General features: G+C 71.4%; 12 protein-coding genes. 5 read left to right on the top strand and 7 right to left on the bottom strand.

Annotated elements, in window-relative coordinates; genetic code table 11:
* Positions 1-11: 11 nt before the first annotated feature.
* The 5 genes from trmD to AUL35_RS05675 all read right to left on the bottom strand — a co-directional run bounded on the left by trmD (position 12) and on the right by AUL35_RS05675 (position 3,702).
* On the bottom strand, positions 12-671 hold the full coding sequence (gene trmD, locus AUL35_RS05695; protein ID WP_062012911.1) for a tRNA (guanosine(37)-N1)-methyltransferase TrmD: 660 nt from the start codon (positions 669-671) through the stop codon (positions 12-14).
* Positions 672-712: 41 nt separating this feature from the next.
* The gene (locus AUL35_RS05690) at positions 713-1,015 is read right to left on the bottom strand and encodes a putative quinol monooxygenase (protein ID WP_062012908.1); all 303 of its coding nucleotides are present in this window, start codon (positions 1,013-1,015) and stop codon (positions 713-715) included.
* Positions 1,016-1,091: 76 nt separating this feature from the next.
* Positions 1,092-1,643, bottom strand: a complete 552-nt coding sequence (gene rimM, locus AUL35_RS05685) for a ribosome maturation factor RimM (RefSeq protein ID WP_062012906.1) — start codon at positions 1,641-1,643, stop codon at positions 1,092-1,094.
* 67 nt (positions 1,644-1,710) lie between these two features.
* Positions 1,711-2,706, bottom strand: coding sequence for a TIGR03885 family FMN-dependent LLM class oxidoreductase (locus AUL35_RS05680; RefSeq protein WP_062012904.1), 996 nt, complete (start codon positions 2,704-2,706; stop codon positions 1,711-1,713).
* A gap of 114 nt (positions 2,707-2,820) precedes the next feature.
* Positions 2,821-3,702, bottom strand: coding sequence for an aldo/keto reductase family oxidoreductase (locus AUL35_RS05675; protein ID WP_062012902.1), 882 nt, complete (start codon positions 3,700-3,702; stop codon positions 2,821-2,823).
* 103 nt (positions 3,703-3,805) lie between these two features.
* Here AUL35_RS05675 and AUL35_RS05670 point away from each other — a divergent pair, with 103 nt between their 5' ends.
* A complete protein-coding gene (locus AUL35_RS05670) occupies positions 3,806-4,714 on the top strand; it encodes a LysR family transcriptional regulator (protein WP_062012900.1) in 909 nt (302 codons plus the stop codon).
* A 61-nt stretch (positions 4,715-4,775) separates the two neighbouring features.
* On the opposite strand, the gene rpsP is transcribed toward AUL35_RS05670, so the two are convergent.
* Positions 4,776-5,159 (bottom strand): 30S ribosomal protein S16, encoded by a 384-nt coding sequence (rpsP, locus tag AUL35_RS05665; protein WP_062012898.1) that lies wholly within the window; start codon positions 5,157-5,159, stop codon positions 4,776-4,778.
* A gap of 84 nt (positions 5,160-5,243) precedes the next feature.
* Positions 5,244-6,818 carry a signal recognition particle protein gene (gene ffh, locus AUL35_RS05660; RefSeq protein ID WP_062012896.1) on the bottom strand — a complete coding sequence of 525 codons (1,575 nt, stop codon included), beginning with the start codon at positions 6,816-6,818 and terminating at the stop codon, positions 5,244-5,246.
* Positions 6,819-7,141: 323 nt separating this feature from the next.
* Between ffh and AUL35_RS05655 the strand changes: the two genes are divergently transcribed.
* The 4 genes from AUL35_RS05655 to AUL35_RS05640 all read left to right on the top strand — a co-directional run bounded on the left by AUL35_RS05655 (position 7,142) and on the right by AUL35_RS05640 (position 12,713).
* Complete coding sequence (locus AUL35_RS05655; RefSeq protein ID WP_062012894.1) at positions 7,142-7,357, top strand: hypothetical protein; 216 nt, start codon at positions 7,142-7,144, stop codon at positions 7,355-7,357.
* 99 nt (positions 7,358-7,456) lie between these two features.
* Positions 7,457-8,080 carry a TetR/AcrR family transcriptional regulator gene (locus AUL35_RS05650; RefSeq protein ID WP_062012892.1) on the top strand — a complete coding sequence of 208 codons (624 nt, stop codon included), beginning with the start codon at positions 7,457-7,459 and terminating at the stop codon, positions 8,078-8,080.
* Positions 8,077-9,270 carry an efflux RND transporter periplasmic adaptor subunit gene (locus AUL35_RS05645; protein WP_062012890.1) on the top strand — a complete coding sequence of 398 codons (1,194 nt, stop codon included), beginning with the start codon at positions 8,077-8,079 and terminating at the stop codon, positions 9,268-9,270. The genes AUL35_RS05650 and AUL35_RS05645 overlap by 4 nt, the downstream gene beginning before the upstream one ends.
* Positions 9,267-12,713, top strand: a complete 3,447-nt coding sequence (locus AUL35_RS05640) for an efflux RND transporter permease subunit (protein ID WP_062012888.1) — start codon at positions 9,267-9,269, stop codon at positions 12,711-12,713. Before AUL35_RS05645 ends, AUL35_RS05640 begins: the two co-directional genes overlap by 4 nt.
* The last annotated feature ends 1 nt before the right edge of the window (position 12,714 follow it).

Below are 12,714 nucleotides of genomic sequence, written 5' to 3'. Positions count from 1 at the left end.
GAAGTCGCGGCTCAACGTCGGCGCGAGGCGCGCTCCCAAAGGTCGGGCCGGCGCTCGCGCGTCAGGCGCTCGGCTTCGGCGCGTCGCCAGCGCTCCACCGCGCCATGGTCACCCGAGGTGAGAACGGGCGGGATCGCCAGCCCCTCCCAGACCGCCGGACGCGTGTAGTGGGGATGTTCCAGAAGGTCGCTCTCGAAGCTCTCGGTCTCGCCCGACGATGCGTTGCCCATGACGCCCGGCAGGAGGCGCACCACCGCGTCGAGGAGCACGAGCGCCGCGATCTCGCCGCCCGACAGGACGACGTCGCCGATCGACACCTCGCGAAGGGACCGGCGCTCGATGACGCGCTCGTCCACCCCCTCGAAGCGGCCGCAGACCAGCACCACGCCCGGCCCCGCGCTCAGCTCGCGAACGAGGGGCTGGCGCAGCGGCTCGCCGCGCGGGCTGAGGAGGATGCGCGGGCGCTCGTCGCCCGGCGGGCTCGCGTGGTCGATGGCGCGCGCGAGCACATCGGCGCGCAGAACCATGCCGGGCGACCCGCCGGCGGGCGTGTCGTCCACGAGGCGGTGGCGGCCCTCGCCGAACTCTCGGATCGGAACCGTCTCCAGCGACCAGGCGCCGCGCTCGAGCGCGCGGCCCGCGAGCGACGCGCCCATGGGTCCCGGGAACATGTCGGGGTAGAGCGTCAGGACCGACGCGCGAAAGGCCGTGCTCAGCTGAACGGCTCCTCGGAGGCGACCTCGACGAGCTTCAGGCGCTGCTCGACGACGGTGACGCCCTTCAGCGTCTCGCGCCAGCGGGCGATGTGCGCCGTCTGGCCGTGGGCGGCCAGCGTCTCGCGGCTGTCCCACTCCTCGTAGATGCGCACGAGCCCGGGCTCGGTCAGGTCCTCGGCGAAGGCGTAGATGTGGCAGCCCTCCTCGGCGCGCGTGGCGGCGATCGTGGCGCGCGCGGCCTCGCGCACCGTGTCGAGATCGGCGGGCGACAGGCGCAGGATGCCCGAGACGATGATCATGAAGGACGCTCCGGATGCAGAGGAAATCAGCCTTCGGGGTTAGGCGAGGCCGCGCGCGCTGTCCAGCGGCGCTTCGTCAGTCCTCGTCGCCCTCGCGCGCCTCCACGGCGTCGCGCAGGCCGGCCGCCACCGGCTCGACCAGGACGAAGCCGAGGTCGAGGTCGACCTCCGGCACGGCGGCCTCGGTGAAGGGGATCATGACGCTGGGTTTCTCGCCGTCGCCGATCTCCAGGATGTCGCCGCCGCCGAAGTCGTGGAAGGCGAGGATCTCGCCGATCACCTCGCCGGTGGTCAGGCGCACGTCGAGGCCCACGAGGTCGGCCTGGTAGAACTCGTCCTCGCCCTCCTCCGGCAGGACCGAGCGGTCCACGAAGAGTTCGCGCCCGTTGAGAAGCTCGGCGGCGTTGCGGTCTGCGACCTCGCGGAAGCGCACAACCACGACGTTCTTCTGCGCGCGCGCCGAGACCACGGTGAAGCGGTTCCCCTTGGCATCGGTCAGCGGCCCATAGGCGCCGACATCCTCCGGGTCGGCCGTGAAGGATCGCACGCGCACTTCGCCGCGCACGCCGTGCGCCCCGCCGACGGTGGCGAGAAGCACGGGATCCTGGAGCGGGGAAGCGTTGGTCACGGCGGCGACAGACCTTGGCAGGAAGGGAAGGACGGTTCGGCCTTGTGCGGCGTCCCGCCCCCGCTCGTCAACCGACCGCCGCCAGCCTTTCGCGCGGGCGGGCCTCGCCGAGCTGCGGCAGGACATGCCGACCGAACGCCTCGATGAAGCGCTCCTGCTCGCGGCCGACCTGATGCACGATGATCTCCGCGAACCCCATCGCGGCCAGATCCTGAAGCCAGGCCGCCTGCCGCCCGAGATCGGAGGAAACGCGCACGCAGGCGCCGACGTCGTCGGCCCGCACGAAGCGCGAGGCGGTGTCGAACTCCTTGGGCGAGCGCAGGTCCCAGTTGACGTCGCCCTCCAGCATGTTGGCGGCCCACTGGTCGTGAGCGTCGGCCAGCGCCGCCGCCTCGTCGCGGTTCCAGCAGACCTTGGTCTGGAGAAAGACCGGCTTGCCCTCCCCGCCGCCCTCGCGGAAGGCCTCCACCACCGGACGCAGCTTCTCGGGCTCGATGCCGACCGTCACCAGGCCGTCGGCCCAGGCGGCGACCCGCCGCGCCGTGTCGGCCGTCACCGCGCCGCCGACGAGGAGCGGCGCGCGCTCGGGGCGCGACCAGAGCTTCGCCTCCACCACCGTGACGAGGCCGCGATGGGTCACCGTCTCCCCCGCAAACAGCGCGCGAATCACGCCGGCGCATTCGGCGAGACGCTGCGTGCGCGTCGCCTTGTCGGGCCAGGGCAGGCCGGTGATGCCCTCGTTGAGGAGCTGGCCCGAGCCGAGCGCCAGCCAGAGACGCTCGGGAAACATCTCGGACAGCGTCGCGGCCGACTGCGCCAGCACCGCCGGATGATGGCGGTAGCCCGGTGCGGTGATGATGCCGAAGGGCAGATCGGTCGAGGCCAGCGCCGCGCCGAGCCAGGACCAGGCATGGCCGCTCTGGCCCTGGCGCTCGCTCCAGGGCTGGAAGTGCTCCGACGACATGGCGCAGTCGAATCCCGCCGCCTCGGCCTGCCGGACGTAGCCGAGCAGCGCGGACGGGGCGAACTGCTCGTGGGAGACGTGGTAGCCGAAACGGGTCATGCCGGGTCCTTGGGTGCGCTGATGGGGCGCCGCCGAAAGACCAGAGGCGGCTATGGGTTCCCCCGATGCGTCGACCTGCGGCCATACGCGCGGGGGACGCCCCCCGCCTCCCCTCTAGTGCGCGGCGCCGCGCGGTGCGATCGCATCGAGCCGGGCGACCGCCTCGGGCGGCAGCTGCAGAGCGCCCGCCGCGAGGTTCTCGCGAAGATGCGCCACCGACGACGTGCCGGGGATGAGCAGGATGTTGGGCGCGCGCTGGAGAAGCCAGGCGAGCGCGACCTGCATGGGCGTCGCATGGAGCGAGGCCGCGACCGCGTTCAGTTCCCCCGACTGGAGCGGCGAGAAGCCGCCGAGCGGGAAGAAGGGCACATAGGCGATGCCGTCCCGCGCCAGATCGTCGATCAGCGCGTCGTCGCCTCGATGGACGAGGTTGTACTGGTTCTGCACACAGGCGATCGGCACGATCTCGCGCGCCTGGGCAACCTGCGCGGCCGAGACGTTGCTGACGCCGACATGGCGCACCAATCCCTCGCGCTTCAGGTCGGCCATGACCCGCATCTCGCGCTCGACCGAGCTGTCGTCCGGGTTATGGCCGTCGCCGAAGAAGCGCATGTTGACGACCTCCAGCGCGTCGAGGCCTAGGTTGCGCAGGTTGTCCTCCACCGCCCGGCGCAGCTCGCTCTCCGAGGTGGCCGGAAGCCAGGAGGCGTCCTCGCCGCGCTTTGCCCCGATCTTGGTGACGATCACGAGATCGCCGCCGTAGGGCGACAGCGCCTCGCGGATCAGTTGGTTGGTGACGTGCGGCCCGTAGAAATCGCTCGTGTCGATGTGGTCGACGCCGGCCTCGACCGCCGCGCGCAGGACAGCGAGCGCCGCCTCGCGGTCCTTGGGCGGCCCGAAGACACCGGGACCGGCGAGCTGCATGGCGCCGTAGCCCAGACGGCGGACCGGGCGGTCAGCGAGCGGAAAGGTGTCGTTCGAAACGGTGGTAGACATGGGAGCGTCGCGTCCTTGGCTTGCGGTGTGGGCAACAGATACGCGAGAGATGCGCGTTCGATTAGCCGGCCCGATCCGCACGGGCCGTGCGCGGAGACGCACAATGCCGGGCGAACTCGCCGATCTCGACATCTTCGTGGCCGTGGCCCGCGCCAAGGGGTTTCGCGAGGCCGCGCGCCTTCGTGGATCGAGCGCATCCGCTCTCAGCGAGGCTGTGCGCCGGCTGGAAAGCTCCCTGGGCGTGCGCCTTCTCCATCGCACGACGCGCAGCGTCGCGCCGACCGAGGCGGGCGCGCGGCTCCTGGCGCAGCTGGAGCCCGCGCTGCGCGAGGTCGGCGCGGCGCTGGACGGCGTCCATGCGCTGCGCGACCGGCCGGCGGGCACGCTTCGCCTCAACGTACCGGTGGTGGCGGCGCGCATCGTCCTGCCCCGGATCGTGGCACCCTTTCTCCAGCGCTATCCCGAGATCCGGCTCGAGATCACCGCCGAGGACACGTTCGTGGACCTTCCGGCCGCCGGTTGCGACGCGGGCATCCGCTACGGCGAGCGGCTCGACGGGGACATGATCGCCGTGCCGATCGGCCCGCGCCAGCAGCGCACGGCGACGGGGGCCGCGCCCGGCTACCTCGCGCGGTGCGGGACCCCGCGACACCCGCGCGACCTCCTCGACCACGCCTGCCTGACGGGGCGCTTCCGCAGCGGCGTGCTGGCGCCCTGGGAATTCACCAAGGACGGCGAGACGATCGCCATCGAGCCGCGCGGTCCGCTCGTGGTCAGCACCGGCACCGCCATGGACCTCGCGATCGCGTCCGCCGTCGCGGGGCTCGGCGTCGTGCATCTCTTCGAGGCGTGGCTCGAGCCGCTGTTCGACCGGGGCGAGCTCGTGCCGATCCTCGAAGACTGGTGGGACGAGTTCCCCGGCCCCTTCCTCTACTATCCCGGACGACGGCTGGTGCCGGCGCCCTTGCGCGCCTTTCTCGACTTCGTGCGCGAGACGAGCGACCGGACCTGAAACGCAAAGGGGCCGGGCGCCCATCGGCACCCGGCCCCGACCGTCTGAAAGACGGTTCGACTTACTCGGCGTCGGCGCCGGCCGCTGCCTTCTCGGCCGCCGCGCGGGCGTCCTCCTCGCGCTGCTTGCGCTCGGCCTCGCGCTCCTGGGCCTTCTTGCCCGGCAGGCCCTTGGTCGGGTTCTGCTTGGCGTCGCGCTTGGCGAGGCCCGCCTGGTCGAGGAAGCGCAGGACGCGGTCGGTCGGCTGCGCGCCCTGGGCGAGCCAGTGCGTGATGCGCTCGTTCTTGAGCGTCACGCGCTCGGCGTCCTTGGGCAGCATCGGGTTCCAGGCGCCAACCGTCTCGACGAAGCGGCCGTCGCGGGGCGAGCGGGCGTCGGCGACGACGATGTGGTAGTAGGGGCGCTTCTTGGAGCCGGCACGGGCAAGGCGCATCTTCAGGGGCATCTTAGGTCTTCCTTCTCGTGTTGTTGTCCCGGCACCTTCTGGGCGTGCCGTGGGTCTTGAAGTGCGGGGCCTCTAGGCCCCCGGTTATTTCTTCTTGCCCGACAGGCCGGGAAGTCCTGGAAAGCCGCCGCCGGGAAGGCCGGGCAATCCCTTGGCAAGGCCCGGGGGCAAGCCGGGGGGAAGCCCGCCGCCGCCGAGGCCGCCGAGACCGCCCTTGCCCATGGCCTTGGCCATCTCTTCCAGCTGCTTGGGGTCCATCTTGGAGAGGTCGGGCATGCCGCCCATGCCCCCGCCGGGCAGGCCCATCTTGGCGCCGAGCCCCCCCATCAGCTTGCCCATGAGGCCGGCGCCCTTGCCGCCCTTGCCGCCCATGGCCTTCATCATGTCGGCCATCTGGCGATGCATCTTGAGGAGCTTGTTGATGTCGGCGGAATCGGTGCCGGAGCCCGCCGCGATGCGCTTCTTGCGCGAGTGCTTGAGCGCGTCGGGGTTGGAGCGCTCCCACTTGGTCATCGACGAGATGATCGCGAGCTGGCGGCCGAGCAGCTTGTCGTCGAGACCGGCCGCCGAGATCTGGTCCTTCATCTTGGCCATGCCGGGCATCATGCCCATCAGGCCGCCCATGCCGCCCATGCGCTGCATCTGGCGCAGCTGGTCGGCGAGGTCGTCGAGGTCGAACTTCCCCGACTGCATCTTCTTGGCCATCGCCGCCGCCTTTTCGGCGTCGATGGTCTCGGCGGCGCGCTCCACGAGGCTGACGATGTCGCCCATGCCGAGGATGCGGTCGGCGATGCGGCTGGGATGGAACTCCTCCAGCGCGTCCATCTTCTCGCCGACGCCCAGAAGCTTGATCGGCTTGCCGGTGACCGCGCGCATCGAGAGCGCGGCGCCCCCGCGCCCGTCGCCGTCGACGCGGGTGAGGACGATGCCGGTGATGCCGACGCGCTCGTCGAAGGAGCGGGCGAGGTTCACCGCGTCCTGGCCGGTCAGCGAGTCGGCGACGAGCAGGATCTCGTGCGGGGCCGAGCGCTGCTTGATCTCGGCCATCTCGGCCATCAGCGGCTCGTCGATATGCGTGCGGCCGGCGGTGTCGAGGATCAGGACGTCGTAGCCGCCGAGCTTGGCGGCCTGGGCGGCGCGGCTCGCGATCTCGACCGGGCCCTGCCCCGCGATGATCGGCAGCGTCTGGACGCCGGTCTGCTCGCCCAGCACCCGCAGCTGCTCCTGCGCGGCCGGGCGTCGCGTGTCGAGCGAGGCCATGAGGACGCGCTTCTTCTGGCGCTCCGTCAGCCGCTTGGCGAGCTTGCCGGTGGTGGTCGTCTTGCCCGAGCCCTGGAGGCCGACCATCATGATGGTCACGGGCGCGGGCGCGTTGAGGTCGACCGCCACCCCTTCCGAGCCGAGCGTCTCGACCAGCTCGTCGTGGACGATCTTGACGACCATCTGGCCGGGCTTGATCGATTTCACGATCTGCGCGCCGACCGCCTTCTCGCGCACGCGGTCCGTGAAGGAGCGCACGACCTCCAGCGCGACGTCCGCCTCCAGGAGTGCCCGGCGGACCTCGCGCAGCGCCGAGGCGACGTCGGCGTCCGACAGCGCGCCGCGGCCCGTGAGGCCGTTCAGGATGGACCCGAGGCGGTCCTGAAGGGATTCGAACATCGGCTTCCTTTCCATTCTCGAAGCACATCCGAGAATGGTGGCGGGTCGCGGCCATTCCAAGCACGAACCAACGGATCATCGCATCCGCGGGCGAAACTCGCTGGCGGATGGGGACCTCCACGCGGCTTCCGGAGGAAGGGACGTGGTCGGTGGCTCGCGGACGGAACGGACGCAAGAATGCGGGCATGAAGACGAGATTGTGGAAAAAGTCAACCGCGCCCCGCATGACATTCCGGAAAGGTGGGGTTTCTTAAGGTCGGCGCGCTACATCCGATGACATGGCCCACCGGCCGTGTCCGCAACCGCCTCCCGGCTCCCGATCAATGACCGTCATCACCTTCCCACCCGAGCGCCGCAGCGCCCGCGCCGACCGCGAGGCGCGGACGGCTCCGGCTGCGCGCGGCACCGGGCGAAGCGAGGGCGCCTGGTGCGACGAGCGGGCACGCCTGCGCCTTCTGGCCGCTCTCCAGCGCTCGCTGGTGGAGGGGCTGCTTCGCGAAAGCCCGGCGGCGGGTTCGGTCCTGAGCGCGCTGCGCTGATCCTCCCATCCCGCTTGCCGATCAACACATCGCACAGCTTGCGCAATCTTGCCGTCGTGGTATGAGAACGATCGTTCGCTCTCACGTCAGGCTTCGCCCTTGTCCTCGCTGCCCGTCACTCCCGAAGCGGACGCCCCTCACGGGACGGAATCGAAGCGCCAGCAGATTCTGAACGCGGCGCGCGTCTGCTTCAGCCGCTGGGGCTTCCATGGCGCGTCCATGGGCCAGATCTGCGCCGAGGCGCGCATGAGCCCCGGCGCCCTCTACCGCTACTTTCCGTCCAAGGACGCGATCATCGAGGCGATCGCCAACGACGAGCGCGTCGGCGCTCAGGCCTGCATGGCCGAACTCGAGGGCGAAGGTCCCCTGGCGGACCGGATCGTGCGCACCTGCATCAGCTACCTGGAGGCGGCCTGCGACCCGGAGACCGGCGGCCTGATGGTCGAGATCTGCTCGGAGTCGCTGCGCAACACCGCCGTCGGCCAGCGCTTCGCCGAGATCGAGGCGACGGTACGCCGGGCGATCCGCACGGCGCTCGAGGCCGGCATCGAAGCCGGCGAGGTCGATCGCGCGATCGATCTCGACAAGGTCGTCACCATCCTCTTCGGCATCGGCGACGGCCTCCTGATGCGCCTCCAGATGGACCGGCACGTCCGGCCCGCCGAACTCCAGCCGTATCTTCTCCGCATCATGAACGTTCTTCTCAAGGAGCCCGCGCGATGACGCCCGCCTCCCTTCGCAGCCGCGCCGTGCTGCTCGCGCTCTTTCTGTCCGCCGCCGCACCCGCGCTCGCGGAGGCGCCGGCGGCCCCTCCCCCGCCGGATGCGCCCAGCATCTCGGTCGTGAAGGCGCGCACCGGCGAACTCGTCGCGCGCACCGTGGTCACCGGCACGCTGACGCCGCGCGAGACCGTGACGGTCGGTGCCGACGTGGACGGCCTGCGCATCGAGGAACTCTTCGCCGACGAAGGAGACCGCGTCGAGCAGGGCCAGGTCCTCGCGCGGCTCGCCACCGACATCGTGGACGTCGACATCGCCCAGGCCGAGGCCAAGCTCGCCCGCGCGGAAGCCGCGATCACGCAGTCGCGGGCACTCGTCGACGAGGCGCAGTCCGCCGACACGGAGGCCTCGGCCTCGCTCGCCCGCACCCGCGCCCTGTCGGGCAAGGGCATCGTCGGACAGGACGTGCTCGACACGCGCGTCTCGGCCGCGGCGTCGGCCGCCGCCCGCCTCGCGTCCGCCCGCCAGGGCGTCGCGCTCGCCGAGGCCGACCGCGCCAGCGCCGAGGCCGATCGGCGCCTTCTCCTGCTGCGCCGCTCCAAGGCCGAGATCAAGGCGCCGACCGACGGGCTGGTGCTCCAGCGACAGGCGAGACTCGGCGCGGTCGTGTCGAGCGCGGGTGGCGCCCTGTTCGAACTGGCGCGCGGGGGCGAGATCGAGCTCGACGCGGCCGTCAGCGAGACCGCGCTCGGCCGCCTCCAGCCGGGCCAGCCCGCCACCGTATCGCTCGGCGGCTCAGCCGAGGTTTCGGGCCGCGTGCGCCTCGTCTCGCCGCGCGTCGACCGCGCGACGCGCCTCGGCTCCGTGCGCGTCACGCTCGACGCCTCGCCGCTGCTGCGCTCGGGCGCCTTCGCCCGGGCCTCGATCGAGACCGCGCGCGCCCAAGGCCTCGTCGTGCCGCGCAGCGCCGTGGTGACGAGCGGCTCGCGCGACACGATCCAGGTCGTGCGCGAGGGCCGGATCGAAACGCGCGAGGTGAAGCTCGGCGTCCAGTCGGGCGGCGACGTCGAGGTGACCGAGGGCCTTGCTCCCGGCGACGAGGTGGTCGCCACCGCCGGCACCTTCGTGCGCGACGGCGACGCCGTGCGCCCGATCCCGGCCGATCCAACGCAGACCGCGGAGGCCGCGCGATGAACTTCAACATCTCGGGCTGGGCGATCCGCAACCCGGTTCCCTCGATCCTCCTGTTCGTCGTCCTGGTGGTGCTGGGGCTCGTCTCCTTCGCGAGCCTGCCCATCACGCGCTTTCCCAACATCGACGTGCCGATCATCTCGGTCACCGTCACCGAGAGCGGCGCGGCCCCGGCCGAGCTGGAGACGCAGGTCACCAAGCGCGTCGAGGACGCGGTGGCCGGCGTCTCGGGCCTCAAGCACGTGACCTCCACGATCACCGACGGCCAGTCGGTGACGGCGGCCGAGTTCCGCCTCGAGATCAACACCGACCGCGCGCTCAACGACGTCAAGGACGCGATCGCCAAGATCCGCGCCGACCTGCCGCGCACGATCGACGAGCCGATCGTCCAGCGCATCGAGGTCGAGAACCAGTCGATCGTCACCTATGCGGCGAGCGCGCCGGCCATGACGCCCGAGCAGCTCTCCTGGTATGTCGATGACACGGTGATCCGGGCGCTTCAGGGCCTGCGCGGCGTCGGCCGCGTCGAGCGCATGGGCGGCGTCGACCGCGAGATCCAGGTGCGCCTCGCCCCCGACCGCCTCGCCGCGCTCGGCATCACGGCGGCCACCGTCAACGCGCAGCTCCGCCTCACCAACGTCGACCGCTCGGGCGGGCGCGGCGAGTTCGGCGGCCAGGAGCAGGCGATCCGCACGCTGTCCTCGGCCGGAACCGTCCGCGCGCTCGCCGAAACGCGAATCGCCCTGCCGGGCGGCCGCCAGGTGCGTCTCGACGAGCTCGGCACCGTCGAGGACACGGTGGAGGAGCCGCGCTCGTTCGCCCGTCTCGACGGCCAGCCCGTGGTCGCCGTCTCGGTCTACCGCGCCAAGGGCTTCAGCGACACGAGCGTCGCCGACCTCGTGTCGGCGCGCGTCGACGAGCTCGTCAAGGCGCGGCCCGACGTGCGCCTGTCGCGCATCGACGACAGCGTGACCTACACCTACGGCAACTACGAGTCGGCCATGGAGACGCTCGCCGAGGGCGCCTTCCTGGCGGTCGTGGTCGTGCTTCTCTTCCTGCGCGACTGGCGCGCGACGGCGGTGGCCGCGATCACGCTGCCGCTCGCCGCCATCCCGGCCTTCTGGGCCATGTCGATGCTCGGCTTCTCGCTGAACCTCGTCTCGCTTCTCGCCATCACCCTCGTCACCGGCATCCTGGTGGACGACGCGATCGTCGAGATCGAGAACATCGAGCGCCACATGGGCATGGGCAAGCCGCCCTACCGCGCCTCGGTCGAGGCGGCCGACGAGATCGGCCTCGCCGTGATCGCGATCACCATGACGATCATCGCGGTCTTCGCGCCGGTCTCCTTCATGGGCGGCATTCCCGGCCAGTACTTCAAGCAGTTCGGCCTGACGGTCGCGGTGGCGGTGTTCTTCTCGCTGCTCGTGGCGCGCCTCATCACGCCGATGCTGGCGGCCTACTTCTTCCGGCCGCACCGCCACCACGGCCCGGGCTTCCGGCGCTTGGCCTGGCGCTACCTCCTCGTGCTCGGACCGCTCGCCGGCCTCGCCTGCGGCGCGCTCTTCGCGCTCGCCCTCCTGCCGGGCTCGCCCGGGGCGCCGGGCCCCTTGCGCGAGCTGGCCTCGCGCCTGCCGCCGGTGGACCTCCAAACCGCGGCCGAATGGTCGCGCGCCGTTCTCGTCGGCGCCGGCGTCCTCGTCGTGCTGCTGGCCTATCTCAACAAGCCGCACGCGGCCGAGCGGCGCGACGGTCCGCTGATGCGCGCCTACACGCGCTTCCTGGCGGGCACCGTGCGCTTCCGCTGGCTGACGCTGGCGGCGGGCGTCGGGCTCTTCGTGCTGTCGCTCCAGGCGATCCCGCTTCTGCCGACCGGCTTCATCCCGAAGGAGGACGCCTCGCGCATCGTGGCGTCGGTGGAACTGCCACCGGGCTCGACGCTGGAGACGACGCGCCGCATCACCGACGAGGCCGCGCGCAGCATCCGCGAGTTGCCCGAGGTCCGCTCGGTCCTGGTGATCGGCGGCTCCTCGCCCACGGGCACGCTGGAGGTGCGACGCGCAGCCCTTACCATCAACCTGACGCGCAAGTTCGATCGCGAGCGCTCGCAGCAGGACCTGGAGCCGGTGATCACCGCCAGGCTCGCGGCGATCCCGGACCTGCGCTCCTACTTCGTCAACGACCGCGGCGAGCGCGACCTGTCGGTCGGGCTTCTCGGCCAGGACGGCGACAAGGTGTCGGACGCCGCCTCGCGCCTCGAGTCCGAGATGCGGCGCGACGCGATCTTCTCGAATCCGACCGCCATGGCCTCGTTCGCCCGGCCCGAGATCCGCATCGTGCCGCGTCTCGACGAGGCGGCCGACCTCGGCATCGCGCCGGACGCCATCTCCGAGACGGTGCGCGTGGCGACCATCGGCGACGTCGGGGCGAACCTCGCCAAGTTCAACGTCGGCACGCGTCAGGTCCCGATCCGCGTGCAGATCGAGGAGAACGCGCGGCGGGATCTCGCCAGCGTTCGCGACCTCCGCGTGTCGACGGCCACCGGCGGTTCCGTGCCGCTGGAGACCGTGGCCGCCATCGACTTCGGCCAGGGGCCCTCGACGATCGAGCGCTACGACCGCGAGCGCCTCGTGAAGGTCGGCACCGCCATGGCGCCGGGCCACGAGATCGGCGAGGGCACGGCGCGCATCATGGCGGGCGAGACGGTGCGCGACCTGCCCGCCGGCGTGCGCATCCAGCCGGTCGGCGACGCCGAGATCCAGGGCGAGATCTTCACCGGCTTCGCCATGGCGATGGGCGCGGGCATCATGATGGTGCTGGTGGTGCTGATCCTCCTGTTCGGCTCGGTCTTCCTGCCGATCACCATCCTCGCCTCGCTGCCGCTCTCGGTCGGCGGCGTGGTGGGCGCGCTGCTCCTCACCCAGAACGCGGTCTCCATGCCGGTCGTGATCGGCATCCTGATGCTGATGGGCATCGTCACCAAGAACGCCATCATGCTGGTGGACTTCGCGGTGGAGCAGGAGCGCCACGGCATGCCGCAGCGCGAGGCCGTGGTGGATGCAGGCCGCAAGCGTGCCCGGCCCATCATCATGACGACGCTCGCCATGGCCGCCGGCATGGTGCCTGCCGCCATGGCCACCGGCGAGGGCGGCGAGTTCCGCGCGCCCATGGCGATCGCGGTGATCGGCGGCCTCCTCGTCTCGACCGTCCTGTCGCTCGTCTTCATTCCGAGCCTCTACACGATCATGGACGACCTCGGGCATCTGGTGGGACGCCTGTTCCATCGCTTCGTGAAGCCGAACCGGGCCGACGGCACGGTGGACGAGGCGCCGGCCCCCGCGCACGCGGCCTGGACGCCCGACCCGTCCGTATCGTGGAAGCGGGTCACCGAGTTCGGCCCCCACGCCAACGACGGCGGCGGCATGGTGCGGCCGGCGGCCGAATAGG

Source organism: Aureimonas sp. AU4 (assembly GCF_001463765.1).
GTDB lineage: Bacteria > Pseudomonadota > Alphaproteobacteria > Rhizobiales > Rhizobiaceae > Aureimonas.
This window is presented reverse-complemented; position numbering and strand designations above follow the sequence as displayed.